This is a genomic window from Bacillus sp. FJAT-45350 (assembly GCF_002335805.1).
GTDB lineage: Bacteria > Bacillota > Bacilli > Bacillales > NISU01 > FJAT-45350.
In genome coordinates this window covers 298,276-324,720 of sequence record NZ_NISU01000001.1, presented here as the reverse complement: position 1 = coordinate 324,720, position 26,445 = coordinate 298,276, and the positions used below count along the sequence as shown (strand labels likewise).

33 protein-coding genes and 2 pseudogenes are annotated in these 26,445 nt (G+C 34.9%); 16 read left to right on the top strand and 19 right to left on the bottom strand.

Annotated features, from left to right (window positions below; genetic code table 11):
* Positions 1-302 precede the first annotated feature (302 nt).
* On the bottom strand, positions 303-590 hold the full coding sequence (locus CD003_RS01600; protein ID WP_096199142.1) for a hypothetical protein: 288 nt from the start codon (positions 588-590) through the stop codon (positions 303-305).
* Between the two features lie 19 nt (positions 591-609).
* Complete coding sequence (locus CD003_RS01595; RefSeq protein ID WP_096199141.1) at positions 610-1,746, bottom strand: conserved virulence factor C family protein; 1,137 nt, start codon at positions 1,744-1,746, stop codon at positions 610-612.
* A gap of 141 nt (positions 1,747-1,887) precedes the next feature.
* On the opposite strand from CD003_RS01595, the gene CD003_RS22150 reads away from it, so the two are divergent.
* Positions 1,888-2,016: a hypothetical protein gene (locus tag CD003_RS22150; RefSeq protein ID WP_257008136.1), complete on the top strand. Its 129-nt coding sequence runs from the start codon at positions 1,888-1,890 to the stop codon at positions 2,014-2,016.
* A gap of 325 nt (positions 2,017-2,341) precedes the next feature.
* On the opposite strand, the gene CD003_RS01590 is transcribed toward CD003_RS22150, so the two are convergent.
* Positions 2,342-2,797, bottom strand: a complete 456-nt coding sequence (locus CD003_RS01590) for a YtxH domain-containing protein (protein WP_096199140.1) — start codon at positions 2,795-2,797, stop codon at positions 2,342-2,344.
* Positions 2,798-2,942: 145 nt separating this feature from the next.
* On the opposite strand from CD003_RS01590, the gene CD003_RS01585 reads away from it, so the two are divergent.
* Positions 2,943-3,374 (top strand): hypothetical protein, encoded by a 432-nt coding sequence (locus CD003_RS01585; RefSeq protein WP_096199139.1) that lies wholly within the window; start codon positions 2,943-2,945, stop codon positions 3,372-3,374.
* Between the two features lie 398 nt (positions 3,375-3,772).
* Complete coding sequence (locus CD003_RS01580; RefSeq protein WP_096199138.1) at positions 3,773-4,426, top strand: glycoside hydrolase domain-containing protein; 654 nt, start codon at positions 3,773-3,775, stop codon at positions 4,424-4,426.
* A 196-nt stretch (positions 4,427-4,622) separates the two neighbouring features.
* Here the strand turns inward: CD003_RS01580 and CD003_RS21475 are convergent, their stop codons facing one another.
* Both CD003_RS21475 and CD003_RS21640 read right to left on the bottom strand, forming a co-directional pair.
* Positions 4,623-4,820, bottom strand: a complete 198-nt coding sequence (locus tag CD003_RS21475; protein ID WP_142302823.1) for a hypothetical protein — start codon at positions 4,818-4,820, stop codon at positions 4,623-4,625.
* Positions 4,821-4,878: 58 nt separating this feature from the next.
* On the bottom strand, positions 4,879-5,055 hold the full coding sequence (locus tag CD003_RS21640) for a hypothetical protein (protein WP_179295390.1): 177 nt from the start codon (positions 5,053-5,055) through the stop codon (positions 4,879-4,881).
* 226 nt (positions 5,056-5,281) lie between these two features.
* On the opposite strand from CD003_RS21640, the gene CD003_RS01575 reads away from it, so the two are divergent.
* From CD003_RS01575 to CD003_RS01560, 5 genes and pseudogenes are all read left to right on the top strand, one after another.
* On the top strand, positions 5,282-5,938 hold the full coding sequence (locus tag CD003_RS01575) for a potassium channel family protein (protein WP_096199137.1): 657 nt from the start codon (positions 5,282-5,284) through the stop codon (positions 5,936-5,938).
* A gap of 106 nt (positions 5,939-6,044) precedes the next feature.
* A pseudogene (gene msrA, locus CD003_RS22510) lies at positions 6,045-6,509 on the top strand (peptide-methionine (S)-S-oxide reductase MsrA); the annotation flags it as partial.
* Positions 6,510-6,572: 63 nt separating this feature from the next.
* Positions 6,573-7,004 carry a peptide-methionine (R)-S-oxide reductase MsrB gene (msrB, locus tag CD003_RS22505; protein ID WP_373558547.1) on the top strand — a complete coding sequence of 144 codons (432 nt, stop codon included), beginning with the start codon at positions 6,573-6,575 and terminating at the stop codon, positions 7,002-7,004.
* A 314-nt stretch (positions 7,005-7,318) separates the two neighbouring features.
* On the top strand, positions 7,319-8,698 hold the full coding sequence (fumC, locus tag CD003_RS01565; protein WP_096199135.1) for a class II fumarate hydratase: 1,380 nt from the start codon (positions 7,319-7,321) through the stop codon (positions 8,696-8,698).
* Positions 8,699-8,860: 162 nt separating this feature from the next.
* A complete protein-coding gene (locus CD003_RS01560; RefSeq protein ID WP_096199134.1) occupies positions 8,861-9,775 on the top strand; it encodes a DMT family transporter in 915 nt (304 codons plus the stop codon).
* Positions 9,776-9,789: 14 nt separating this feature from the next.
* On the opposite strand, the gene CD003_RS01555 is transcribed toward CD003_RS01560, so the two are convergent.
* Together CD003_RS01555 and CD003_RS01550 are read right to left on the bottom strand one after the other, a co-directional pair.
* Positions 9,790-9,975, bottom strand: coding sequence for a hypothetical protein (locus CD003_RS01555; RefSeq protein ID WP_096199133.1), 186 nt, complete (start codon positions 9,973-9,975; stop codon positions 9,790-9,792).
* Between the two features lie 113 nt (positions 9,976-10,088).
* Entirely contained in the window at positions 10,089-10,640 is a 552-nt protein-coding gene (locus CD003_RS01550) for a phosphatidylglycerophosphatase A family protein (protein WP_096199132.1), read from the bottom strand.
* A gap of 131 nt (positions 10,641-10,771) precedes the next feature.
* On the opposite strand from CD003_RS01550, the gene CD003_RS01545 reads away from it, so the two are divergent.
* Together CD003_RS01545 and CD003_RS01540 are read left to right on the top strand one after the other, a co-directional pair.
* Positions 10,772-11,503: an alpha/beta hydrolase gene (locus tag CD003_RS01545; RefSeq protein ID WP_096199131.1), complete on the top strand. Its 732-nt coding sequence runs from the start codon at positions 10,772-10,774 to the stop codon at positions 11,501-11,503.
* 163 nt (positions 11,504-11,666) lie between these two features.
* Positions 11,667-12,092: a GNAT family N-acetyltransferase gene (locus tag CD003_RS01540; RefSeq protein WP_096199130.1), complete on the top strand. Its 426-nt coding sequence runs from the start codon at positions 11,667-11,669 to the stop codon at positions 12,090-12,092.
* A gap of 48 nt (positions 12,093-12,140) precedes the next feature.
* Here CD003_RS01540 and CD003_RS01535 read toward each other — a convergent pair whose 3' ends face one another.
* The 4 genes from CD003_RS01535 to CD003_RS21635 all read right to left on the bottom strand — a co-directional run bounded on the left by CD003_RS01535 (position 12,141) and on the right by CD003_RS21635 (position 13,749).
* On the bottom strand, positions 12,141-12,299 hold the full coding sequence (locus tag CD003_RS01535) for a DUF1540 domain-containing protein (RefSeq protein ID WP_096199129.1): 159 nt from the start codon (positions 12,297-12,299) through the stop codon (positions 12,141-12,143).
* Positions 12,300-12,480: 181 nt separating this feature from the next.
* A complete protein-coding gene (locus CD003_RS01530) occupies positions 12,481-12,681 on the bottom strand; it encodes a cold-shock protein (RefSeq protein ID WP_096199128.1) in 201 nt (66 codons plus the stop codon).
* A 221-nt stretch (positions 12,682-12,902) separates the two neighbouring features.
* Positions 12,903-13,487, bottom strand: coding sequence for a hypothetical protein (locus tag CD003_RS01525; RefSeq protein WP_096199127.1), 585 nt, complete (start codon positions 13,485-13,487; stop codon positions 12,903-12,905).
* 88 nt (positions 13,488-13,575) lie between these two features.
* A complete protein-coding gene (locus tag CD003_RS21635; protein WP_179295389.1) occupies positions 13,576-13,749 on the bottom strand; it encodes a hypothetical protein in 174 nt (57 codons plus the stop codon).
* A 138-nt stretch (positions 13,750-13,887) separates the two neighbouring features.
* Here CD003_RS21635 and mscL point away from each other — a divergent pair, with 138 nt between their 5' ends.
* Positions 13,888-14,406 (top strand): large conductance mechanosensitive channel protein MscL, encoded by a 519-nt coding sequence (gene mscL, locus CD003_RS01520; protein WP_179295578.1) that lies wholly within the window; start codon positions 13,888-13,890, stop codon positions 14,404-14,406.
* Here the strand turns inward: mscL and CD003_RS01515 are convergent.
* Both CD003_RS01515 and CD003_RS01510 read right to left on the bottom strand, forming a co-directional pair.
* Complete coding sequence (locus CD003_RS01515) at positions 14,403-14,702, bottom strand: hypothetical protein (protein WP_096202212.1); 300 nt, start codon at positions 14,700-14,702, stop codon at positions 14,403-14,405. The genes mscL and CD003_RS01515 overlap by 4 nt on opposite strands.
* A gap of 158 nt (positions 14,703-14,860) precedes the next feature.
* Positions 14,861-15,100: a hypothetical protein gene (locus CD003_RS01510; protein ID WP_096199125.1), complete on the bottom strand. Its 240-nt coding sequence runs from the start codon at positions 15,098-15,100 to the stop codon at positions 14,861-14,863.
* A gap of 253 nt (positions 15,101-15,353) precedes the next feature.
* Between CD003_RS01510 and CD003_RS01505 the strand changes: the two genes are divergently transcribed.
* A complete protein-coding gene (locus CD003_RS01505) occupies positions 15,354-17,675 on the top strand; it encodes an ATP-dependent helicase (protein WP_257008135.1) in 2,322 nt (773 codons plus the stop codon).
* A gap of 214 nt (positions 17,676-17,889) precedes the next feature.
* Here the strand turns inward: CD003_RS01505 and CD003_RS01500 are convergent, their stop codons facing one another.
* The 4 genes from CD003_RS01500 to CD003_RS01490 form a co-directional block, all read right to left on the bottom strand.
* A complete protein-coding gene (locus CD003_RS01500) occupies positions 17,890-18,255 on the bottom strand; it encodes a flagellar protein FlaG (RefSeq protein ID WP_096199124.1) in 366 nt (121 codons plus the stop codon).
* Positions 18,256-18,492: 237 nt separating this feature from the next.
* Positions 18,493-18,852 (bottom strand): hypothetical protein, encoded by a 360-nt coding sequence (locus CD003_RS01495; RefSeq protein WP_096199123.1) that lies wholly within the window; start codon positions 18,850-18,852, stop codon positions 18,493-18,495.
* 132 nt (positions 18,853-18,984) lie between these two features.
* Positions 18,985-19,146: a hypothetical protein gene (locus tag CD003_RS21630; protein ID WP_179295387.1), complete on the bottom strand. Its 162-nt coding sequence runs from the start codon at positions 19,144-19,146 to the stop codon at positions 18,985-18,987.
* Positions 19,147-19,235: 89 nt separating this feature from the next.
* A complete protein-coding gene (locus CD003_RS01490; RefSeq protein ID WP_096199122.1) occupies positions 19,236-20,033 on the bottom strand; it encodes a hypothetical protein in 798 nt (265 codons plus the stop codon).
* A 360-nt stretch (positions 20,034-20,393) separates the two neighbouring features.
* Here CD003_RS01490 and CD003_RS01485 point away from each other — a divergent pair, with 360 nt between their 5' ends.
* From CD003_RS01485 to CD003_RS01475, 3 genes are all read left to right on the top strand, one after another.
* A complete protein-coding gene (locus CD003_RS01485; protein ID WP_096199121.1) occupies positions 20,394-21,071 on the top strand; it encodes a hypothetical protein in 678 nt (225 codons plus the stop codon).
* Positions 21,072-21,181: 110 nt separating this feature from the next.
* Entirely contained in the window at positions 21,182-21,874 is a 693-nt protein-coding gene (locus tag CD003_RS01480; protein ID WP_096199120.1) for a hypothetical protein, read from the top strand.
* A gap of 10 nt (positions 21,875-21,884) precedes the next feature.
* A complete protein-coding gene (locus CD003_RS01475) occupies positions 21,885-22,847 on the top strand; it encodes a CgeB family protein (protein WP_096199119.1) in 963 nt (320 codons plus the stop codon).
* A 90-nt stretch (positions 22,848-22,937) separates the two neighbouring features.
* Here CD003_RS01475 and CD003_RS01470 read toward each other — a convergent pair whose 3' ends face one another.
* Both CD003_RS01470 and CD003_RS01465 read right to left on the bottom strand, forming a co-directional pair.
* Positions 22,938-24,254, bottom strand: coding sequence for a glycosyltransferase family 2 protein (locus CD003_RS01470; RefSeq protein WP_179295386.1), 1,317 nt, complete (start codon positions 24,252-24,254; stop codon positions 22,938-22,940).
* A gap of 64 nt (positions 24,255-24,318) precedes the next feature.
* On the bottom strand, positions 24,319-25,494 hold the full coding sequence (locus CD003_RS01465; RefSeq protein WP_179295385.1) for a glycosyltransferase family 2 protein: 1,176 nt from the start codon (positions 25,492-25,494) through the stop codon (positions 24,319-24,321).
* 285 nt (positions 25,495-25,779) lie between these two features.
* Here CD003_RS01465 and CD003_RS22500 point away from each other — a divergent pair.
* Positions 25,780-26,094: pseudogene (locus CD003_RS22500) on the top strand (glycosyltransferase family 2 protein); the annotation flags it as partial.
* Positions 26,095-26,445: the final 351 nt, after the last annotated feature.

Genomic DNA, 26,445 nt, shown 5'->3' with positions numbered 1-26,445 from the left:
ATACAATAATACTAGTGTATAGTCAATAGAAAGGAACATGATACTTGATTATTTCCTAGGAAATTTTGTTGAATATGAACGTTTTTTGTAAGGATGTGTAGACTACACACCCTCCTTTATTACAACCCGACTGAAAAAGTATGTACTTCACTTTTTCAGTCGCGTTTTAGTAATGTACGAAACCGTTGCCTCTTTTAAATAATCCTGCTATGGATGGGTTTACTCATAGCTGGCTTGCAACGTGTGAAGCCGTTACTTCTACTTGAATACTCTACCTTGGACTTTTTCAGTGCTCTTTTTTATTATAATTCTACTTTTTCAGTCCTAAACCAGTTCATTATCTGTTCCTTTTCCTTCTCAGTAAACTGATAATTAGGCGAGTCACAACCTTCTTCATGTAAAACAATTTGCAGAATCTCCTTATCACTATTCATAATGATAAGTGCCTGCGGATCGATAATATCCTCAGGCATATTAGTGGTTGTAAAGGTAACTGTACAATGAATCCAATTTTGAATCATATACATATCCGTTAATTTAAAATCTTCCAATACTGTTTCTGAATATTTTTCGAAATTTATATCGATCAATGAAAACTCTCCTTACTAGCTAAGATTCATTCTTACGAGCATTAGTCATTTGCTGCCAGACAGAACCAGCTGCTTCTTCACCACTCTCAATTCGTTTTAAAGCCATTCTCACTTGTAAGCTTACTTCAAACTCTGGGTCATCTTCAGCAGCTCTTAACGCTTCGATTGCAGTCTCATCCCCTAGTTCATATAAGAACATCGCTGCTCTCCAACGTACAAGCTTATTTTTATCGTTTAATGCTTCAATCATAGCTGGTATTGCTTTTGAAAAACCAAGATCAGATAAACAGTCGCCCGCTGTACGTCTAACAGTAACTGATGAATCTTTTAATGCTTGATAAATATACGGAAGAACGTCCTCTATTTCAATCATTCCAAGGTATACTGTTGCAAGTCTACGGATAGACGCCTTATCATCCTTTAATACAGAGCCCAATAATTCTATATCTTCTTCTTTAGGGTTTAATTTTTCTAGTGCAGCAAAACGTACTTTCCAATCAGAATTCTGTAGAGCTTCTTTCACCTCTTGAGATGAAATTGTCTTTACTTGTTCCTGTTCACCAGCATTCTTATTAAAAGCTTCATTTACCAATCTATCCAAGCGGCTTTGGTCATAAGCAGCTTCCAATTCTTCTTCCACTTCTTTTCCTATTTCTTCTATATCACCATATCGGACACCATATTCTTTCCATTGTCTTTCCATCACTAAATTATCTGATGCAGACTCTGCCTTCATTGCTGCCATTGTAAATCGTTCTGCCAAACCAAAACGAGTTTCTTCTCCACCAGTTTCAACCTTAATTTGCATTGGAATTCCTCTAAATACCTGTAGAAGTACCTTTGCTTCACCAAAAGAATCATCTGGTTGTTCACTAGCATTTTTACCATTTTCAAATGATTCCTCTCCAAAAACTTGACGGACATGTTGCAGAATTTCTTGCCAATCTTTTTTCGGATGTCTTTCCACTGCGATAAAATTAGCAACATGGAAAACACCTGTTACACCATCGATATCAAGTAACTTTTTTAACTGTGCTGGTGCTTCTGCTTTCTGTTCTTTTTTAAAATTTTTACTCTCACCGGATGGCAGACTTTCACTTAAATTTATTTTCATTGAATTTGGACTCGGTGTTGGTTCTATTGATATTAACTTCATAATTATCTGCTCCTTTAATAAATGTAATATGATCCTAACACAGTTAAAAATGAAACTCCATTTCCACAACTTGACTACATCTATTTCCTAATGAAGGTTAACAATATAAATGAAAATTGATTCACTAAGGAGAGATACTCTATGAGTAAACGTTCTAAATCAAAACGCAATATGATAAAAAGTAAAGATGCCGCTCAACCAAGCAATGGTAGAGAAAGGGTCACGATTTCTCGATTTGGTGACAATTTCGAAGGCAAGAAAGAAGAATAAAGTCTAAAAAACCAACAAAACCACTCAATTAGAGTGGTTTTTGTTGATTTGATTTATCTACTAAGGACAGTCTACCGTTTTCATTTTTAATATACAAACGTGGCAGATGAGGAATGACATCTTTTCGGTAAAAAACTGTAATATCTTTCACCACTTGTTGAAAATCACCTTCGTTATACTCATCCAGAGTTAACTTAAATTTTGAAACTCCTCATTTACTTTTTTCATTATAACCAATTCGAATACCGCTTTTCTTTCTTTTTACTAAAAGTTGTTTAAGAAATTTACTTGCATCAGTACTAATTTCCAATCGATCACCTCTTTACTATTTAATTTTCTCTTTTAACTCAACTATATCTTCGTTTAGCCTTTCTTGAAAGCTTTTCATTTCTTCTCTTACAATATTATTTATTTCCTTACCTGCTTTCATTTCTTCTTCCATGATTTCTTTAATAACATCCCTAAAATCCTCTACTTTGACATCTTCCCTGTTTTGAATAACTTCAAGTGCTTCCTTGGCTTCTGCTAAAACATTTTCAATTTGTTCTAGGGCTGTCTCTGATATTTCTCCTGAGCTTTTACTAACTAATGCTGATAACTCAGTTATTTTTTCTTTTAGAAAAACTGTTAACTCTTCTGTTTTATTCATCCCTTCTTCCACTCTGTTACTGATATCTGCTCTTAACTCTTGTCCAGATTTTGGAGTCGTTAATAATGCTGTAGCTGCTCCAACGACACCACCTACAACTGCTCCGACCATTAATTCCTTTTGATTATCCATTATCAATCACTCCTATCTAATAATATATCCTTTCGCTTGTTTGTTTTTTACCCTACAGACTAAATATTAAACTTAGCTTTTCTTGAATCTTTTTTGTTTAATATCACCTTATTGGTAAAAGGTAAAGATAAGGAGGAGAGATAATATGTTTACTTTACGTGGTGATGTACATAGGATTTACTTAAAAATACGAAGAGCCGTGCATAAAAAAGAACCTATCGCTAAATTAAAAATGATGCACGAAATTGATAATATTAAGGATTTCTACAATACACTGTCAGAAGACGAACTACGATTAATACGATATCGTTTTATTAAAGAAAAAAACGGTGCAGGTACGATTCCGATATTAGTATCAACAATTCCTTGGCTTGGTCTTATTTTTTCGAAACAAATTCAAGGTTTTGCAGAAAAAAATCTTCATATAATTATTTTGGCTCTACTTATATACACTTCCATCACAATTGCTTCGATACTTGTTCACTACCGTGAACAAGCATGGGCTTCCGTTCACCATGAAATAATTGAAAACCTTCTTCAAGAATACTCTGAAGAGAGGGAAACCAAAAGTACCTAAAATAAAACTAACTCGAAGAGACTGTGACAAAAATGGTCCGTTTTTGACCTTTTGTCACAGCCTCGAAGCAATGATCGGAGTCGCTACATCATTATAAAGGATTGAAAGGAGTGGGTTTCTCCTTTCAAGGCGCGTAGCGAACGAGCCATTGCATCCTCTATTAGAGACTTGTGTCCCAACCTCTTCGTTTTTCTCTCAAAGCTTCCTTCTTTAACATTCCAATGCAACAATGATTAATAGTTGGTATCCAGTCTGGCTTAAACCAATTCCTCTTAAAAACCCATCGATGCTCCAAGTTGATTGGGTCATATATTAAGGCATTTGCATATAGTAATCGTAGGTAGAAGTCTGTGGATAGCACAGGCTTCTTTATTTTCTATAGATATGGAGTGAATTGTATGCCTAGAACACTTTGGGGTGTCGACTCAGCTGCTGCTGTTAGTGAAGACCTATATAATTGTGTAATTGAAAATTTCGGAAAGCCTGAATATTGGGGGAGATACTTAACAACAGTTCCTAATGTCAGCGACGGTATTACAAGTGATGAGGTTGCTCGTTTAAGAGGGAATGGAATTAGGATTCTCCCGATTTATAATGTATTTCGTGAAGCTGTTGGCTATCGACAAGGAAAAATCACTGCTAACAATTCAGTCTTTCAAGCAAGACGCTTAGGGATACCAACTGGCTCAGTTATTTTTGCTAATGTCGAACACTTTTTTAATGTAGATGAGGGATGGATTCGTGGCTGGGTCGATGCATTTTATCCGAGTGGGTATTTACCAGGTTTCTATCATGACCCTGTACAAGGAAATTTTAGCAGTGCCTTTTGTGAAGCCGTTGAAAACAATGAACAAGTTAGAATACAATCTATTCTCTGGAGTGCGGAACCAGAACCAGGCACAACCTCTAAGCAGAATAGACCAAGACGCTTTGCACCAGCATCTGTGCAATGTGAAGCAAATGTGTGGGGCTGGCAATATGGAAGAGATGCTGAACAATGTCCAATTGACACAAATTTAATTACCCAACAGATGTATGATGTTCTATGGTAAAGTGAATTCGGACTATTATACAAATTGAATTTAAGATACTACTTATTTTAAAGGGTGTACCCCAAAAGGTTGTTTTTACCTTTTGAGGCACACCCTTAATTTCAGAAACTTTTGAGACCCCAGGTAGTCTAAGTGTTCTCATTCATGTTCTGAATTCACACCCACTTATTCACTTCCAAATCCTTCATTAGCATCTTCATCTGGAAACAACACTTCTCCATTTTGTAACCTGTATTGCATAATCACCATCTCGAACATGATGTACATTGAAGCCATGTGAACGGAGTTGTTCATTAAGTAGCAACGCTAAGATATTATCATCCTCTACTAAAACAACAGTTGGTTTCTCGTCATCAGCTTCTACCACTGAACCAAGCCTAGCCAGGGTTTTCATTTAGACAAAAAACACGAGGGGACAACCGTTATGAACGATTGTCCCCTCGCGACCCACCTTACGTACTTTGTTTTTGTACATTACTTTTTTTCAATGCTCGTACCCTTGCTTTCTCAGTAATAAGGGCCATTTCTGTAAAGTACTTTTTGGACTCTTGATCTGATTTGGCACTGTTTATTTTTTTCTGGAGTTCGGCAATATTTTTTTTATCATCTTCATTCAAAAAATCGTACATACTTCACCCTCCCTTCCAAGCAAAATCCCGGTGACGGCTTTTCTGCAAAACGATTCTAGTTGTGACAACACACATCCATTTACTCATATACTACATTATTACTACTTTTGAGTAAAATCTAATAGCTACACCAATTCTGATAAAAACTTTTTCCTTTGACATACTATTAATATGAATATTTCTATTCGATTATTCTAGATCTATAAAATTAAGGGGAAGTCTTACGATGAAAAAACAATTTGCTGTTATTGGTCTAGGTCGATTTGGTAGTAGTGTCTGTAAAGAATTATACAAATTAGGCCACGAAGTATTGGCTATCGATAATAATCCAGATAAAGTTCATACATCGACTAAATATTCAACCCACAGTGTGATTGCAAATGGTACTGATGAGTCAGCTCTTATCTCATTAGGGATTCGAAATATTGACTATGTCATTGTCGCTATAGGCGATAATATTCAATCAAGTATTTTGTGTACCCTTCTATTAAAGGAGTTAGGAGTTAAAAAGGTGTGGGTGAAAGCACAAAATTACTATCATCACCGAGTACTTGAAAAAATAGGGGCTGATCGAATTGTTCATCCTGAACAAGACATGGGGATTCGAATAGCACAGCATCTCGTCTCTGAGAAAATCATTGATTATATTGAGCTTTCAGAAGACTATAGTATCGTTGAATTAATTGCCACAGATAAAGTTTGCAATCGCTCACTACTCGAACTTGATATCCGTGCCAAATATGGCTGTACTATATTAGCGATTAAACGTGGAAAGGAAATTAATATTTCCCCCTTTCCTTCAGATCTCATCTTTATGAACGACATCTTAATTGTTATAGGTAATAAAAGTGATTTAAAACGGTTTGAAGAGGAAGGAATGTAAATTTTAGTTTTACAAATCTACAAATTCGAAAATTGAATTCATAATCTTTGTACCTCTTAAACCAAACAGTTAAAATAAAAGTAAATTTCATTTGAAGTTAGAAGGGATGGTAAACATGACAGAAGAGTTAGCTACATTTGCAGGAGGTTGTTTTTGGTGTATGGTCACACCTTTTGAAGAGGAAAAGGGAATTGAACAAGTAGTCTCTGGATATACAGGTGGGCATAAAGAAAACCCTACATACGAAGAAGTTTGCCAAGAAACGACTGGTCATTATGAAGCGGTTCAAATTACATTTAATCCCTCTCTTTTCTCTTATGAGAAATTACTTGATTTATTTTGGAAGCAGATTGATCCAACTGACCCAGGTGGTCAATTCCATGATCGGGGACATTCTTATCGTACAGCAATCTTTTATCATACGGAAGAACAACAAGAAAAAGCAGAAGCTTCAAAAAAAGCGCTTGAGGAAAGTGGACGATTTTCTGAACCAATTGCTACAGCAATTCTCCCAGCATCTACTTTTTATGAGGCAGAAGAATACCATCAAGGATTTCATAAGAAGAATCCTTTACGTTATAAACTATATCGTAAAGGCTCAGGACGTGATGTGTTTATACAAGAGCACTGGAAAATGAAAAAAGATCAAGCCGAGCTAAAGAAGAACCTTTCACCTATGCAGTATGAGGTTACTCAAAATAGTGGAACTGAGCCACCATTTCAAAATGAGTTCTGGAATCATAAAGAGGAAGGACTTTATGTCGATATCGTCTCTGGGGAACCGTTATTTACATCACATGAAAAATACGATGCTGGATGTGGATGGCCAAGCTTTACAGCCCCTGTAAAAGAAGAACAAATCGTTGAGAAAAGGGACCACAGTCATTTAATGGTTCGTACTGAAGTAAGGAGTAAAGAAGGTGATTCACATCTAGGACATGTTTTTAACGACGGGCCTGGACCTACAGGGTTACGTTATTGCATAAATTCAGCGGCACTTCGTTTTATTCCTAAGAGTGAATTAGAAAAAGAAGGATACGAAAAATTCTTACACCTATTTGAATAAAGCCTCAAAGAGTTGTCCTAAAAGGTAAATATATTTGACCTTTGTGACAACTCTTTTTTTACTAAAACAGTAGCTTCACCCACCCAATAATAGACACCCATAAAGGAAGGCTAAGTAGACTCGACCAAAACACACCTTCAAAAAAGTCATTACCTTTAAACAAGAACATACCCTCATTTCATTGAGCATGGAGCTGTACTTCCTTCCAAGTTATTGCTGAATTTAGCTATTTTTATACATACTTACTAAAAAAGGCGTATGACTAGCTGAATTCGAGGGTAAACAAATGAATAGGTAAAGGAGGAATAAATAACATGAATGTACGCATAGAAAGAGATACATTAGGAGAAATAGAGGTTCCTGCAGATAAATGGTGGGGTGCGCAAACACAACGGAGCCTTCAAAACTTTAAAATCGGGACAGAAAAGATGCCTAAAGAGGTTATTCAGGCATTTTGTTTACTTAAGAAAGCATGTGCAACGAGCAATGAACGGTTAAATAATCTTGAAAAAGAAAAAGCAAATGCAATTGCAGAAGCTGTTGATGAAATATTAAGTGGATGCCATGATGACCAATTCCCTCTTGTCGTTTGGCAAACTGGTAGCGGAACGCAATCAAATATGAATGTAAATGAGGTTCTTGCCTTTCGTGCTAATGAAATTTTATCAGCTAAAGGAAGTCAAACACGAGTTCATCCAAATGATGATATTAATCGCTCACAAAGCTCAAATGACACATTTCCAACTGCGATGCATATTGCTGCAATTTTAAAGGTTGAAAATGCTCTTTACCCAGCTATTACTATATTAAAGGAAACTCTCAAACAGAAAATTAAGGAATTTGACTCAATTATTAAAATTGGTAGAACACACTTACAAGATGCAACTCCTCTAACACTCGGACAAGAAATTAGTGGATGGCATCGAATGCTCGAGAAAACAGAAGAAATGATCCAGAACAGTCTTATCCATGTTAGAGAATTGGCGATTGGTGGAACTGCCGTAGGTACGGGTATTAATGCGCACCCACAGTTTGGAGAAGCAGTAGCTAAAGAGCTAAGCACTTTAACTGGTAAGACATTTGTTTCAGCAAAAAATAAATTCCATGCTTTAACAAGCCATGACGAATTGGTTCATGTACACGGAGCTTTAAAAGCATTAGCAGCTGATTTAATGAAAATTGCCAATGATGTTCGTTGGTTAGCAAGTGGACCACGTTCTGGAATTGGAGAAATTACAATACCAGCCAATGAGCCTGGGAGCTCAATTATGCCTGGGAAAGTCAATCCAACACAAAGTGAAGCAGTGACAATGGTTTGTTCACAAGTATTTGGTAACGATGCGACAATCGGTTTTGCAGCAAGTCAAGGAAATTTTGAGTTAAATGTATTTAAGCCAGTTATCATTTATAACTTCTTACAGTCTGTTACACTACTTTCTGATTGTATCGTTTCTTTCAATGATAACTGTGCTATTGGGATTGAAGCTAATGAAGAGGTCATCTCACAGTACGTAACAAACTCATTAATGCTTGTTACAGCATTAAATCCACATATCGGCTATGAAAATGCAGCTAAAATTGCAAAAAAGGCACATGAGGAAGGGACTACATTAAAGGAAGCAACGCTCTCTCTAGGATTATTAACAGAAGCTCAATTTGACGACATTGTAAAGCCTGAAAACATGACTAAATAATTTTTTTGTCCATGCAATGAGCACAACCACTACATTACTAACTCGTAGTGAGTGATGCCATTGCTTTTTTTCTGTTTAGAGAGCTCAAATAATTCTTTCCGTATTTGTTCTTCAGTAGTAAACTGAATTAATAGTTTATTTTACTTCAGGAGGTACTACTCAATGGACAAAAAAATCGCCTATACACTTATCCTATTGGGAGCCACTTTATGGGGGATTATTGGGGTTTTTGTTACATACCTTTATGAGCTAGGCTTTACCCCCACTCAGGTTGTTGCAGTCCGAGTAGCAACAGCAGCTATCTTCCTATTGATTTATGTGCTCTTTAAAAACAGAAAACTGCTAAAAATAAAAATAACAGATAGTAAATATTTTGTAGGGACAGGGATTATAAGTATTGTATTTTTTAACTTGTGTTTCTTCAGTGCGATACAGGAAACCTCAATATCTATTGCCGCAATCTTACTTTACACAGCGCCTGCTTTTGTTACTATTTTTTCAAGAATATTATTTAAAGAATCCCTTACTCCACAAAAGATAACAGCCTTACTCATTACGACAATAGGTTGTGCATTAGTTATAGGAATTTTTCCTAACAATAGTGAATCTATTACTCTCCTTGGGTTAATCTTAGGCTTAGGATCTGGACTTTTCTATGCTCTTTATAGCATATTCGGTAAGTTTGCTTTGAACAAATATGACTCGTTAACTGTTACTGTGTATACATTTATATTCGCTACAATTTCCATAGTCCCGTTCAGCGGAATATGGTCTTATGGACATTTATTTCTTGATTTAAAAGTTTGGATTTTCATTATTGGATTAGGATTTCTATCAACAATGCTCGCTTTCATTCTCTATACAAAGGGTTTAAGTTCGGTTGAATCAAGTAGAGCATCAATCATTGCAACAGTAGAGCCAGTAGTTGCAGCACTAATGAGCTTCTTAATCTTTCAAGAAATGCTAACATTTTGGCAATATGTTGGTATTGCTTTAGTAATAATCGCTGTAATTACTGTTCAAGAAAAAAGAACAGAAGAAAAAGGCCGTCAACATTCGACCAGCCTTACAAATTAACAGTATGTCGTTCCTTACATGATTTCATCATACGTATATCGAACGACGTATTTTTCTGTTTTTAATTTTTTGATTTCTACACAAGGTCCAATTTCATAACCATTAAACCAATTATCTTCTAGCTTAGCCTTCAAACAGCCAGCTTGAAATTTTGAACGAAATGTTTGCTTCCAATAGATCCAACGCGGCTTCTTCGTCATCTTCCTCTCTACCTTTCCACCCTTTTTCTATATTTTATCCAGTTTCATGAAAAAGTTCACTATGAAAAGAAAAAATGTGTTCCAAAAAAATCACCGGAACACATTTTGCTATATTATCCAATTAAATCTTCTTCTTCACGCCTTTTAATATCTTCCATACGACGATTTTCCGCTCTATCACGCAATCTGTGAGCTAATCTTGCAGCTGCACTTGCCGCAATACTAGATACAAGGTCATCTAAAAATGTATGAGTTTCACTTTTTCTTTTATCTAATTCATCAATTATTCCTACTTTGGCTTTATCCAAGTATCCGAATGTTGTTACGGCAATACTTCCAAATCCAAATACTGAACCAAGAGCAATCGTTTCGTCGACTCCAAATAATCCTTCGTCAGAAGTTATTAATGATTGCAATGGTTCTGACAATTTTCCTTGTTCTGCTAACTTGTCCAACTCAACACCTACTAAAATGGCATGTTGAATTTCACGTTTACATAGAACTGCATCTGTACTAACGATACAATCCTCAAGTTGTAATTCTGGGTTGTACTTTATTTGAAGTTCATAGACAATGTTTGCAATGTCCTCAATTTCAACCCCACGCTCTTTAAGTAACCTTCTTGCCTCTGCTTCTACTATGTCGCATGGTACTGGTATTTTCATGTCTCTTCCCCTCCTACTGGCTATTCTATCACACTTATAGAAATGTTTCTTAGGAACAAAATAGAATCCAGAAAATATGGTAAAATAACAACATCTGGACAGATGAATACACATCAGAAGGAGTTTTTAGTATGGTAAAGCGTCTTTATGGAAAGAGGTTGGAAGAATCATTATTCAGTAAACATTTACAAGAAAACGTATCAATACTACTTTATCTACCACCAAATTACTCACCACTTTATACATATGATTTATTAATTGCACAAGATGGTGATGATTACTTTCGCTTAGGTAGAATTGCAACTCAAGCTGAAGAGTTAATTGTAGAAGATGAAATCAAAGATATTATTATTGTAGGAATTCCATATCCTTCTGTTGAAGAAAGACGAGAAAGATACCATCCTAAGGGGAGTAAGCATAAGCAATACTTACGTTTTTTAGCTGAGGAACTACTCCCTTATCTTGACCAAGAATTTCACACACATCAGCTCGCGGCTGGACGAACATTAATTGGAGATTCTTTGGGTGCAACGGTTTCTTTTTATACTACTATTGCCTATCCAAATAGCTTTGGCCAATTAATAATGCAATCACCTTATGTCAATGATGATTTCATTACTAATGGCGAAAAAATTAATCCAGCCTTATCGATTTACCATGTCATTGGTACTGGTGAAACTGAAGTGAAGACGACCAATAACAAAACAAAGGATTTCCTTTCCCCAAACCGCAAGCTAAAAGAGGTCCTTTCCAAACAGTCTCATTCATACTTCTATAATGAATTTGAAGGAGACCATACATGGCTTTATTGGCAACAGGACTTGAAAGCAGCATTAAAAATGATGTTTAATGATAACAGCTAAGTGGTTTTCCAAATGCCATGTGCAATGTATGGAGTATTGGATTCATCCTAGAAATACTTCAAGAGGTTGTTCAAAAGGTCGATTTTACCTTTTTGAACAACCTCTTCAACCAAGATTTTACAATATTAAAACAAAAATTAAACGTAAGTAGAGGAGATAAACAATGAAGATTGAAATTGTAACAAATGAAAAACAACGAAAAGATGCTTATCAAGTAAGAACAATTGTTTTTGTAGAGGAACAAAAGGTTCCAGTTGAATTAGAAATTGATGAACATGAAGAAGAAGCAACACATTTTGTCGTATATGACGGAGAAAAACCAATAGGCGCGGGAAGATTCCGTTCTGTCGATGGGTATGGTAAAGTAGAACGTATTTGTATATTAAAAGAATACCGTGGACGTAATGTAGGAAAAGATTTAATGATAAAAATTGAAGAAGTAGCACAACAAGAAGGATTCAAAGCATTGAAGCTCAATGCTCAAATACAAGCAGAAACATTTTATAAAAACCTAGGATATGTTACATATTCAGATGAATTTCTAGATGCAGGTATTCCTCATGTATCAATGAAAAAAGAATTAAATTAGAAAGGGAAGGAAGGCCAGCACGTTCAAGCTGTCCTTCCTTTTTAAATGTTACAATCCAGCAGGGTCGAATGTTTTACAGTCAGTCTCCTCTTGCTTTGCAGCTTGTTCACCTTTATGACTGACCACGTAAATTTCATCAGCGGAACACTGGTTTCCTTGTGCCCAGAATTTACAGTTACTTACTTCACATAATACGTCCTTTGCCATCTTGAAACACCTCCCTTTCTAACATTTAGGTTGGTCATTTTTTTTAATACCATACATTTAGGCGAGTCTTTAAATCATTCCAATAATTCCAGAAGAACCTCAATATCCATTTGAGCTATAGAAGAAAACAATAAAAAAGACCCTCACAAGGAGAGTCTTTTTCTATAATTAATTATATTAATTATGCTTTTTGAACGTTAGCAGCTTGCTCGCCACGGTTACCTTCAACGATTTCGAAAGTTACAGCTTGACCTTCGTCTAAGCTTTTGAATCCTTCGCTTTGGATAGCTGAGAAATGTACGAATACATCGTCTCCGTCTTCGCGCTCGATGAAACCAAAACCTTTTTCTGCATTAAACCATTTTACTGTACCTTGTAACATGTGTATTTCCTCCTGTTAGTGTACTTTTGTACACAATTTTATTACTATTCTTGTCATTATTAATCACAAAGAGGAAAACATAAAGCAATCCATCTCTTACTAAAAACGAGCAAAAATAAGTTACTCATAATATAACACGGATAAATCCAAAAAGCTACTACTTATTAATTTTTTTGGAAAAATTATTTCAACATTTAAGATATAATTACTTTAAAAAGCTGCTACTTGTAGTGTTCCATCATAATTTTTAAATTTTGTCTGGCAAATCGATCGGCTGCTTTTTCATGAGGAATGTTACGATACCTTTTCTTCTCCTCATAAGTCTCTCCCTTATTCATAGTTTGGATAAAACGTGTATAGTAATACTCGCCTCTGTCAAAATAATCAAATAGTCTATCTCTTTGTTTTTTTCCGTTTCCACCAATTAATCCATGTATTAGATGGCCAAATTCATGGAGTAAAACGAAAGCTGCATACTCAAAACAAGATATATCCTTCTTTTTGACCTCAAGCAAATATTCCTCATTCTGGTAATCTTCTGCAATTGTCATGATGTTTAAGTAAATCACGGGTTGAAACTCCACTTTTTCATGAATCATTAGTTCACCAGGGAAATTAATTGGTTCATCAGTAATATAGAAGCTAACATCACTTAGTACACTTCTATAAATTGATGTCTTTAACCACTCGATAGCAGAATGAACTCCATCAAGTGCAGCCATTACGTGAGACTTATGAATATTAAAACGTGACTTTAACAAGCTTTCTTTTTCATATACCAAGTCCAAGGATTCAATAATCTTCATCTAGGTCCCCCCTAGTTTCATGTCAACACATAGAACTAGTCCGCCGTTTTTAGATGATATTCATTGAAACTGCTCGTTATAACACTTTTTATGTATCGTCGTTTCCCTCATGTCCCCTTCTTACTTCTCTATCAATCGTTAGCTTTATTAAATACTCATTTTGCTCAATTAACTTATCTAACTTTTTATCAATTTTCGAAACATAGAAAAAGCATCCATATAATAAAAGTAACCCAGTAAAGACAAGCAAGATAAAACCCACAAAAAGCCCCTCCAATTTTAGTTGTTCAATAAAAAGTATGTTTTTGAACATTCTCTCGTAATTTATTATCAAACTTACTCCTTTTCTTGCATAGGATCGACTAACTAGGTAAAGACAAGCAGGTGTTGTGCGATGAAAATTATGGAAGAATTCAAAGAGTTTGCAATGCGCGGAAACGTCATTGATATGAGTGTTGGGGTGATTATTGGAACTACCTTTGGTAAAATCGTTCAATCATTTGTCGATGATGTACTAATGCCACCAATCGGATTATTAATAGGTAGGGTTGACTTTTCTAATCTGTATTTATCACTTACCTCTGACCATTATCAATCATTGTCTGAAGCAAAAGCTGCAGGTGCACCAACGTTAAACTATGGGATTTTCTTAAATCATCTCATTCATTTTACAATTGTCGCTTTTGTTCTATTTTTATTCGTTCGTCAAATGAATCGTTGGAGACGACCAGATGAAGACCCGTTAATGAATATGAAGACAAAGCTCTGTCCCCGCTGTTTTTCTAGTATTCAATTTAAAGCTAAACGCTGTCCACATTGTACTTCTATCTTAGATGAAACGATTTTAGAAGAACCTGTACAAAAAGAAAAAGAGGAAGTTGAACACAGTACTGTTGTCAAACTGAGAGCACGACGTTAACGCTTAGTTTTAGACTTCCTTACACGAATAAGCTGTGTAGAAGGTTGCTTTTGAATATATTTAATAAATCTTTTTAATTGCTCATCATCTTTAAGACGTTCAATTGTATTCAACCTTATTGCCAATTCTTTATTTGAATAGAGGGCATGAATTTGCTTATGGCAAGGAATACAAAGATCAGCCTTCGCTAAGTGATTTCCTCCCTCTTCTCTTGGGGTCAAATGATGAACTGTAATTGTTACATTCTCCCTTTCACAAAGCTCACAATTGCCCCTCTTATTCCCCATTTTTTCCATACCTCCAAATATAATTGCAACTGATTTGTATAACATCTTTTGTTTATCTTTTCCAAAAGGGAGAAAGCTTAGTATATAACTAAGAACGAAAGAATTCTTTTACATAAACTTAAAAAAGCTGGGACAAATGGTCCGTTGACCTTTTGTCCCAGCCTTTTCTATCCTAGTGTATCAATTTGTTTTCCCTTTCCCGTTACCTTTTGCTCAATTTCTCTTCTTTTCATGACACCTTCAGCGTACCGTTCAGCGAATTGACCTTCTCGTTTATAGTGATTCAGCATGGTTGAAAAGCTACCTTTTTGCACTGGGTCCCGTCTTCTAATTGAACTCTGTGGGATAGGAGTACGATTTCCATAATTAACTGCTGTTAGGTTATGATGTGGTGGTACATAACCCATTTGACCATCACCTCATTTCCTGAATTGGACAATCTTTTGTTACTTTGGGTTTTCCCTCTTTATACATTTTTTAAAAGTTTAACCGCCTGCCATCTTAACTCCTTATGTTGTCCACCTAAAGAAAACCAACTTTAACAAACTACTTATAATAAAAATATGCAGGAAGTGTCTATCATGTTCCTACTAATTTTGCTATGATAAAATTTATATGATTTTTCCTATGTTCGTAATCCTTTAATAAGGAGAGAAACTAATGAAATTGCTTGTTGCACGATATAGAGACAACATTATCAATCTAACAAATTGTCAGCGTGAAGATTTTCAAAGATACTATACTGAAAGCTTAAATGGTCAAATTCACTGTATTCATTGTGGTGATCCGCTTCGACTACGACTTGGGATTAACCAAGCACCTATATTTATTCATCCGACAACATCATTCGACTGCGAAACGATTGCAGACGCTTATATAAATAACATTGAAATACATTCTGAAGAACAAACTATGACCTCAAATGGTTTTCAGCTTCCTAGAGGTCGTTCAATTCAATCAGGTGGTACTGCAGTTGCCGATAAAACCGTTACATGGGTCGAACCAGAAACAATTACCGGTATCGCTCCCTTTACCCCAGTAGAGAATGAGACATCTTATTTTGATAACCCGTACTATCAAAAGCTTCAAAATCACAATCATCAACTAGATCCATCACAATGGTCAGCTACTACTACAATAGATGGTCCACTATTAGTTCTTGCTGGAGCGGGTAGTGGAAAAACGAGAGTATTAACAACAAGAACTGCCTATATGCTTAGCGAAAAACAAATTCCAGCAAACAGAATTTTGCTTGTTACGTTTACTGCTAAGGCTGCCAAGGAAATGAAAGAACGAATGGGGATGTATCCAGACTTAACCTCTCTACAGTTAAGGCAATTACTTGTTGGGACTTTCCATAGTATTTTTTATAAAATGTTGATGCATCATCAGCCTGATAAATGGCAGCCTAATCAATTATTAAAATGGGACTGGCAAAGAGATCAACTACTTAAACAAGCAGGACGTGAAATTGACCTTGATGAAAAGGAATTTGCCTATGACCAAGCTTTAACACAAATTGGGTTATGGAAAAATGAAATGAAGCTCCCCACTGACATTAAAGCCGGCGAGATTTGGGAGGAACGAGTACTTCATTTGTACAAACGTTATGAAGAAATGAAATTAGCTGCAAATACATTTGATTTTGACGATATGCTCGTAGGATGCTATGAGCTTTTAATGGAAAATGAAGGTCTTCTTGAAAAATATCAAGAGCGCTTTTCCTATATTGCAGTAGATGAGTTTCAGGACATTAATAAAGTTCAATATAAAATTATTGAGTTACTTGCAGGTAAAACACGTAACCTCTGTGTAGTAGGTGATGATGATCAATCAATTTATGGATTTCGTGGAAGTGACCCTTCCTACATCCTAAACTTCAAGCGTGATTATCCAGAAGCAAAAACAGTTATACTTGATCGTAACTACCGTTCTACACATCCAATTGTTAGCGCAGCAAACAATGTCATTTGTCATAATCAATCTCGTAATTCAAAGAAACTGTTAGCCCTGTCAGACTCAGTAGATAAACCAATTCTTTTCTACCCTTATGATGAGGAAGAAGAAGCAACGATGATTGTTACTGATATAAAAGAAAGAATTGAAGCTGGGGAAAACCCTACCAATTTTGCTATTTTATATCGTACAAATGTGGCTGCACGTGCATTATTCGAACGTTTTGTTCAATCGAATATTCCATTTACAATTGAACAAGAAGGAGATTCGTTTTACCAACGAAAAGCGGTTCGAAAAGTTTTAGCTTATTTACGATTAGGATTGAACCCTGATGATACAAAAGCAATGGGAGACCTAGTTGGAGCTTTATTCTTAAAGCAATCTGCCTTCCAGGATTTGAAGGCATTAAGTATTACAAATGACTGCACGCTCGTCGAAGCTCTAACAAAGCTCACAGGCTTAAAAAGCTTCCAAGAAAAGAAACTAAAAAAAATGGTCCCTTTATTTAAAAAGCTTCCAAAACTTACCCCTCTTGATGCAATTGCCTTTATTGAAAAAGAAATGGGGCTCTCTGATTATTTAAAAAAGCAAGGTAACGAAGGAAACGTTATGGATAAAGGGTCCGACGATGTTCGTGATTTAAAAGTAGCTGCGAAAACTCACCCAACCGTCTCTACTTTCTTAGAACATGTTGAGCATATGATTGCAAAAAACAAAGAGATGAAAGATATGCGTGGACAAGTAAATGACGGAATTCAACTCATGACAATTCACCGTTCTAAGGGGCTTGAGTTTAAACACGTGTACATTATTGGAGGCGTTGATGGTGGAATACCTCATGATTATGCCCTAGACGCTTGGCGTGACGGTGATGATGGTCCTATCGAAGAAGAACGCCGACTTATGTATGTAGCTATTACTAGAGCGGAGCAAACACTCAAGATATCCGTACCAAATACAAGACGCGGAAAGAAAGCGTATCGTTCAAGATTTGTTCGAGAGATTGGAAGGCAAACAAGCGGCTAATTGCTAATTGCTAATTGCGTGGCTGATAAATCAGCCGCGACAATTAGCAAGAGCTCGTTCTAGCAGAGCTAGAACATCAAAGCCTTTAATTCGCAATTCGCCATTTGCAATTCTAAATTCAAATTCTAAATTCTAAATTCTAAATTCTAAATTTGTATTAAAAAACGAAAGCCTACCACCAAACGGTGATCAGGCTTTCGTTTTTTGTTTTACATTAGGCCGGGTAATCCAAAAGTAAACCAATTGTTTGTTTCTTTGCTTTATCAGCCATATTAACAGCAATGTCAGGTGGTATGGAAGCTATTAGCTCACCACTATTCTTCAAAGTAAAGTTAAATTGCTTAGCAGAACCTAGTTCATCAATTTTAAAACTAACATTATACTCCGTGTTCTTTACAAGCTTTTGCATCATTTCATATGTCTTGTCAACAGATTGTTGAGCGATTCTCTTTGATTTATCATTTTTGATATTTGCTTCCCTCTCGACTTCCTGCTGTTTAGGAGTTTTGAGATCGTCGACATCATGACGTGGTTGCTTAAGAATTGGTTTTATTGATTCGTTAGAGCGATGGATTTGCAAATATTCTCACCTCACTTTAGAGTTATTCTGCTTAAAGCGAAAGGTCTTTTAATTAGACTATTAATTTATCATAATTATAATACCATGATATGACAGCTAAACAATTTATTTTTTGAATTTTCTTTTAAATGGACATAATTTGTGTACTAGTAAATCTCCTTAGAAATTATCTGTATATTACAAAAGGCATCGAAAAGGGAAATAACCCATTTCAATGCCTAAATTGTGCTACTAGCACTATATCCATGACCAATTTGATCTTGGTGTCTCTTGTTGTTCATCACCTTCTACGCTAGGTTCTGGTGTGTCGTCGATTGTCTCTTCTCCCGTTAGTGGCTCAGTTGGTTCATCTGTTGGGTTTACCTCAGGTACTTCAGAAGTCGTCTGATCAGCTAGAGGGCGAGGTGGCCCAAATCCCCATGGGTCAAAGATTGGTCTAGGTTCAGGTTTAGCTGGGGCATCTGTCTTTTCTGGAATTTCTCGATATTCTACCGGTTTTTCAATTGGACTCTCTGGTTTTACATCTTGAATTATTTTAACATCATTTGCATGGATAATTAATTCATCCACTCGTAAAACTTTTCTTTTCTTGGTCATGTCTGTACCTCCAAAATAAATTTCTCTGTGCTACTATATGTGCACTCTCCCAAAAGTGATTGGGCATTAAATTAAATAAAAGCCCAGAACAGTAAATGCTCTGAGCTTCCTACAATAACTTTATTTACCCTATTATTTTGTTTTATATTTTTTTCCACATCCACAGCCACCAGTTTTTTTTGAAGTTGACACACTACCATATAATACTTGTTTATTATTTTGATTTACAACGGCTTGAGCCTTTTTAGGTTTTTGTGAATACGTGGAAGACATGATTGGTCGATTTTGTTTCATAGTAACTCCCCCATCTCTTGTAAGGTATACCTTATACTATGTCCCTTTACAATGAGATGTTCAGGTTTAAAAATAATTAGTATATTCCCCTATTCCTTGTCTTCGTTTTTACTATTATTTTTTATTTGTTGGAACCCTTTGTGGTTAATAAAGCTGTCTCTTGGTAACTCATTTGTAGTAACATTATTGAAGAAAACAGAGTTAAACGCCTTTGTATTTCCTTCTTTATTTGATATAGCTTCTTTATATGATTGTGTTTCTTTTAAACTACGAAGAAACCATGAATTGTCTCCTTCATCTTCATTAGTATTTATATTCTTTCGATAATCACCTTTTGTTTTCGCAAATTCCTCCTGCAAATGTGTGAGCCTTCTTTCTAAATGTTCATTTTCACTCTCTAATTCTTTAATCATTTTGTCTTTCTCTAACATTCGTTCATTTTCAGCCTGAGACTTTTTTAGTACTTCTTCCTTCTCTAACAATTGATATTTTAAATCTTCATTAATAGTCTTCACTTCATTTAATTCTGCTTTTAATTCTACGATCATTGACTCTTGTTTATCGTATAACTCAGCAATTTTATTATTCAGTAATTGAACTTCTTTATTCTTCTCTTCTACAACCTCTTCATATCTATTCTTTACTCTTGCATTTTCATCTTGTAATAACTCAACCTTATTATTTAATTTACTAACTGTCGATTGATACTCTTCATTTAAACGTTCATTTTCAACCTTTAATTCCTCAATCTGTGCATAATGATAATTGTTTTGATAATTTTTTACCTTCTGTTGATATAACGAAAGCTCTGATTGTAAATAAATGATTTTTTGTTTCAATAACATTGGTTCACTTGAGCGCCCTACCGTTTTGTCGTTCTTCCTCATCAAACCCTCTCCTCTTCCCTTTATTACTAATACCTATGACAAAAAAACTTGTCTCATTTCAGAGGCCACTAAAAAAGTGGCCTTTAAGTAATGTGCGAAGCCGTTGCCTCTTTGAAAAAGCTAGCTATGAGTGGATTTTCTCATAGCTAGCGCGCAACGTGCTGAGCCATTACTATTTCTCGATCGTCTATAATGGACTTTTTCAGTAGCCTACTCATTTCAGGACATTCGCCCAATTCAAAAATTACACTCCTATCCCTGCACACATGACTATAAAAAACATAGGATAAAGTAGTTCAGTGCCCGAGTGTACTAAACAAAAAACAGTATTCGCGGGTTAAAATTTAAGGAGGTATCATTATGAGCCACGATAAGCATAAAGTTTGTATAAAAGTACCAAAGGTTTACGACTGGGTGCAACGTCAAGTTGATTTACCACTAATGAGTTTTGATGGCGGAGACATGGATGACTTATTTGATAACTTAAATAACAACAATGACTACGACACTGAGGTATGTAAGTTTTTACAAAAACATCCAGGGTTTCAAGTTCACTGTAACTTAGTAGAAGATTCTATTTATACTCAAGAAATCAAACAACATCCTAAACGTCAAGATATTGATGTAACATTACCTAACGGGGACAATGTTACACTTCAGAAAGTTAAAGTCCTAGTTAAAGGATTAGTTGAAGTAACAATAACTGATGCACATGGAAAAGTTCTTGCTGTATCTGATGAAATTCCATTTGCAACTGCACAAACATTCTTCCTATGTGCTCCAGAGGGAACGGATTTACACGCGAAGGTCACATACTTCCAATGTGATTCAGATATTATTTGTACAGATGACTTCGAGCAATTAGATATTTCAATCTTAATTTGCTTAGATGTACAAATGGAAGCAGATGTGAAACTTGAAGTTGAGGCTGCTATTTGCAAACCTCGTCAAGAGCTTCCAATTGAAGACGTTGTTTGCCCAACTGAAAAGTTCCCACCACAATGCCCTGAAATTTTTCCAGGTAAAGGTAAGTGCTAATAAGTATTGATAAAAGGAGGGGAATTCCCCTCCTTTTTATTTTTTTATAATTCTCTCCTTTTTTTGTTCATACACTTGATTATAAGCATTAAAATAAGGAGGCATTTCTTATGACAAAAAAATCCTCTCAGCAATCGTTCGCTAAGGATTCTACTATTCAACTTAAACAAAAAGTAATCCATTACCGCTCAGAAGTCGCTCGCTATCAGAATACATTAGAACAGTATAAGATTAAATTGAAAAAAAAGGATGAGAATTATCAAGTTCTTCAAAATGAAATAGAAAAATTAAAGAATAAAGAACCAGAAGTAAAAGAAGTCACTAGAATTGAAGTTCAACCACACTTTAGTTATTCACTAATACTTCCTCAATTAGAAGATGAGCAAAGAGATGTAATCATTATGGGTAATTTCATTTGTAAGAATATAGGGAATACAGACGTAACAAATCCTGTTTTTTGTTTAAAAGTTGAGCCCTATGAGAGCACACGTCTTAGTGGAAAAATTAAACTTACTCCACATAAAAATAACGAGACTGACAAATTATTTGAGGATTCTGCCACTGAAGAATGGAGCTATGTCCATTCTAATTGGAAGGAAAAAGTAAATGAAACTGGGGAACACTGGATACGTCCTTCTCACCAAACAGATATATCACCAGGAGGCCAAATTAGCTTTTCCAATTTTAATTTAACACTTTCTCCACCTAAAAAGGGCAGTTCAATTATAGTTACGGGCTTTGTCTATTTTCAAGAAATACAACAAGGAATACCTGCACTTAATCAAATAATTGTTAATTACTAAGGGGGTTGAAATGAAGATCCTCTACCTTCCTTCTGGCTATGTAAAGGTTTATAAATTTTTCAATCAATGTATTATGAATGAATTACATTCAATTGAGAATATTGAGGCGACATATTATGAAATGGAAAATGGAATAACTGGACTTAAAGCCTTATGTGGTTCTTTTAAACCTACAGTTCTTCTAACACTTGTTGGTGATAACCTACCTATTGAAATAGTAATCTGGTTAAAGAAAAATGGTGTAAAACCTGTCTTATGGTTAACCGAAGATCCCTATTTTATGGATAAATCTATTGAACTCATTCCCTATTATGATCATGTATTCACGATAGATAAAGGTTCGTTTGATTTCTATCAAGAACAAGGTTATCATCATGTAGAACTGCTATCACTAGGTACTGATTGTGATACATTTACACCTAAACCCAGTAAGAACATCTACGCTAGTGATATAGCGTTAGTCGGATACCCTTATCCTGACCGAGTAAAACTTATAAAAAAGATTGCTCAAAATACAAATTATAAAATCCTAGTATGTGGTACAGGATGGCGTAAAAAAGTAAAGGAATCTAAGCAATTAAAAATATGTAAAGGCTGGTTTCCTCCAAAAAAGGTAGCTACTCTTTATTCAAGTGCAAAAATTGTTCTCAATCCTCACCGTCATTATCAAGAACATAGTAATGAAAATAGCATTGGGGTCATTAACGAAAGTATTAATAATAGAACATTTGATATCGCTGCTTGTGGGACATTTCAATTAATTGAACATAAAGAGGATTTAGCAACTCACTTTGTTGAAGGAGTAGAAATGATATCCTATCAAAATGAAAAGGACCTCTTAGAAAAACTTGATTTTTACTTACGAGATAATTTTAAGAGAGGAAAAATAGGGGAAAACGCTCGGAAAAGGGTGTTAAATGAACATACTTTTTATCACCGAATTCAAACATTAGTTTCTAAAATTATTCTATAAATCATTCACCCCTCTTAGGAATACTTCTAAGAGGGGTATTTCATTTCTTAATACTAAAAAGGTACACGTTAGATATGTACCCTTTTTTAGCTAGTCGTTATTTGGGAAGCATGACCACTTTTTTAATTTCCAGCTTATCCTTTCACCAATATGAAAATTAGCTAACTCTCTTCCACTGATATTAGCTACTTTCTCATCTAACATTAATCGTCTTACTACATTTTTACTTACTGGATAAAGAGTATTATCTTCACTATAAAAATATGATATCTTCCTTGATTTTTTAGTTTTAAATATTACCCCATCCGGTAATATCGACTCACTTGTTATTTGAGTAATGTTTGAACCTTCTGGAAATTTGGAAATAAATTCATTTGAAACTGTAATAACATCTTCCATTGAAAAGCTAAATTTAGATAATATCTCATGGTTGTCAAATTTTCTTTTTTCCCCATTTTGAATATAGTATATGTCTGAGCTGTTCTTTCCTTTGACTAATCGCATATTAGGAAAGCTTTTCATTTCTTTAAAGACATCTTTATTAATTTCTATAGATTCATTATATTTATATAGAACGGGATCAGGTATTTCAATTATCTTTTTCCTATTGTACTTCAATTTTTTAAATACAGAAGGAGTCACCTTTCTTCTTTTTTGTTTTTCAATTAGATAAATATCTGGTTCTAATCCTTTAACTAACACTCCATTTGGTATTACATCTGGAATGTTCTTATTCAGTCTTTGAAATGAGTGGGGTGTTTTATAACTACTATCCAAAATAGTAGGAATTGGGTAAAAAGGAGAAAATTCATTTAACCTAGCCCAAAAAGCTGCATCACCATTATGCCAATAGCTCGGATCATCATTCCAATAGGAACAATACTTCTTGTAAACTAGTTCTGCAATCTTCCTTGTATGCATAACTGAACAATGATCCACTATGTTCGAAGCTTGTTTCAAAATCCCCTTCGTCCTAGTTGTGTAGGAAGAAAGTACATGGCCTGTGCTATCTATTCTCTTAATCTCTTGCTCTGAATAAACAACCTGCTTATGTGGATTTGCCTCTAAATCACTCACCATTATTTGTAACCTTTCAGAAAAAAACATACTATCATCTGTTAAATAGGTTACATACTTTGCTCTCGAACGCTCGATTGCTTGATTAATTAATGTTGCATAACGAGTTGTTTTATGCCTTTCTTCATGTTCAATGTAACTATTACTATATTTAATTCTAGGATCATTCAAACAAGACGTAATAACTTCTATTGTTTCTTGGTTTGAGTTATCGTCCATTATAAATAATTCCCAATTAGAAAATGTTTGTTGAAGTACACTCTTAATTGCTTTCCCTATTAAATTAGGCTTATTATAACTAGTTAAAATAATAGATACTGTCGGATTCACATATAGCACCTTCTATAACGAAAAAATCGTCTTTTTATTAGATTCCAACCTTTTCATGTTACCTTTACATCTTCAGTAATTTATGAAAGGAGTTAAGTAAATTTTTATACTTTTTCAGCTTAGTCAGATGTTTGATTTCTTTATCTAAATCTTCATACATTTGATCTAATAATTTTCTTACTAGAACCCCTTCGTTTAATAAATAGGTTGCCCTTTTCAACATCGCTTCGTATGCAGATTTAAAAGTGGTGAATTCTGAAGGATATTTCCAACATAGTTTTTTATATTCCCGTAGAATTGAATTAATTTCATTATACTTTGTTCTCGTATTCATGTATTGAAGACTTAATACTAGGACATCAATATCGGCATGTATTTCTTGGAATAACCTCAGATTTTTCATTGATTCTTGGAATTTACCTTTTGAAATTGGATGTTCTTGATGGTAACTAATAGCCATTTTTTCGAAAACAAATTGCTTCCCTAATTTGTGTAACCGATAACCTAACTCTCTGTCTTCCCAACCATAACCTTTAAATCGCTCATCATACCAACCCGCTTCATCAAAACTGGCCTTTGTCAATGAAACATTTCCACTTAAAAAAGCTAACCATGGTAATTCAAAATTGGTGAAACTAGAACCGAATTTCCTTGTTATTTCTTTTTCCATATTACTTCGTTTAATAGAAACAGATTTCAATTGGTCATGTTTTATATCAGCTATTGATAATAGCTGAATAGCATCCTCACTCTGCCTTCTAAATTTAAGATATTCATTCTTTACTTTATCATCGCTACCTATCTTTTGTTTTAACTCATGTAATTGTTCATTAGAAAATCCGGGCAAAATAAATGAGTAGATAGACTGGAGTTCTAGTGCTCCAGTTACTATTAGGTTAGGATTTTGCTCATGATGACGTAAGTGAGCATGGATAAATTGAGGAGCGACTAGCATTTCTGCATCTAAAAAAAGTAACACAGTACCTCTAGCAACTTGAACACCTAGGTTTCTTGCTTTAGCTCTTCCTATATTTTTTTCACAACGGATATACCGAAATTCATAAGATGGTGAATATTCTTCCTTAATTTTCATTGTTTCATCAGTTGAAGCATCGTCTATAAAAATAACTTCAATTCTAGATAAATCAAATGTTTGTATTTCTAAGCTAGATAATGTGAGTAAATTCAGTGGATATTTATTGTAAGATGGAATGATTATGCTGACGTCTATTTTCCCCATCATGTCCCCTCCACTTCAACTGCATACTGCTTTATCCTATGAGCTTCTTTTGTTATTAGTGCTTTGCACAAAGTAATAAGGGCTTCATAGAATAAAGAATAGGTATTGTTGCATTAATTTAGTACCTTCTTTTGTGTCAGAGCGTATATTTCCTAAGCTAACAAGGAGGTAGGAACTTTGAACAAGAAAAAAGTCAGTATCATCATATCTTCATTTAATGCTGTTGAAAGACTACGATTAACTTTATGCTCTTATACTTAGCAAACATTCCCGAATGAACAATTTGAAATTATTGTCGTTGATGATGGATCTACAGATGGAACAAAAGAAGCAATATCAAATCTGCAAATTAAATATGACCTAAAATTACTATCCCTCCCTCTAAATAAAGCAAGGGCTTTTGCAAGAAACCGTGGTATAGAAGCTTACACCGGTGAAATTATTATTTTTAGTGACAGCGACATGCTACCCGAGAAACATTTCATTACTAAGCATATTGAGTCCCATAAGAATCACGAAAAAGTTTTTGTATCAGGGGAGTTTTGGAACAGAATTTATACGACTAACTTTAAGCACAAAAAAGCAATTTTTAATATCTAATTCTACTTATTACTTTTCTTTCTTGGTCTAATCCAACTATTCTTATAGGAGTAGCTTCATGCGCACACCTTCCTACTAAAGCAACCGATTATTACCTAAGTAAATCCCAAAAACTCTCCAGATAAATCATTCCTTGTGTAGCCCATACTGAACTAATTTCTTTTTGGAACAATATCAGCATAATGCAGAATCTGTTTTGTAAGACCATACCATTACCAACGATCAGTTTCACCTCTCGGAACTATTGTTATTTCCACATAATCTTTTGGTATTAACCCTGTTATTGTAGTATTCTTAATTGACTCTACTAATAGTGATGAAACACCTTCAATAGGCTGAGTGACCCCTTTA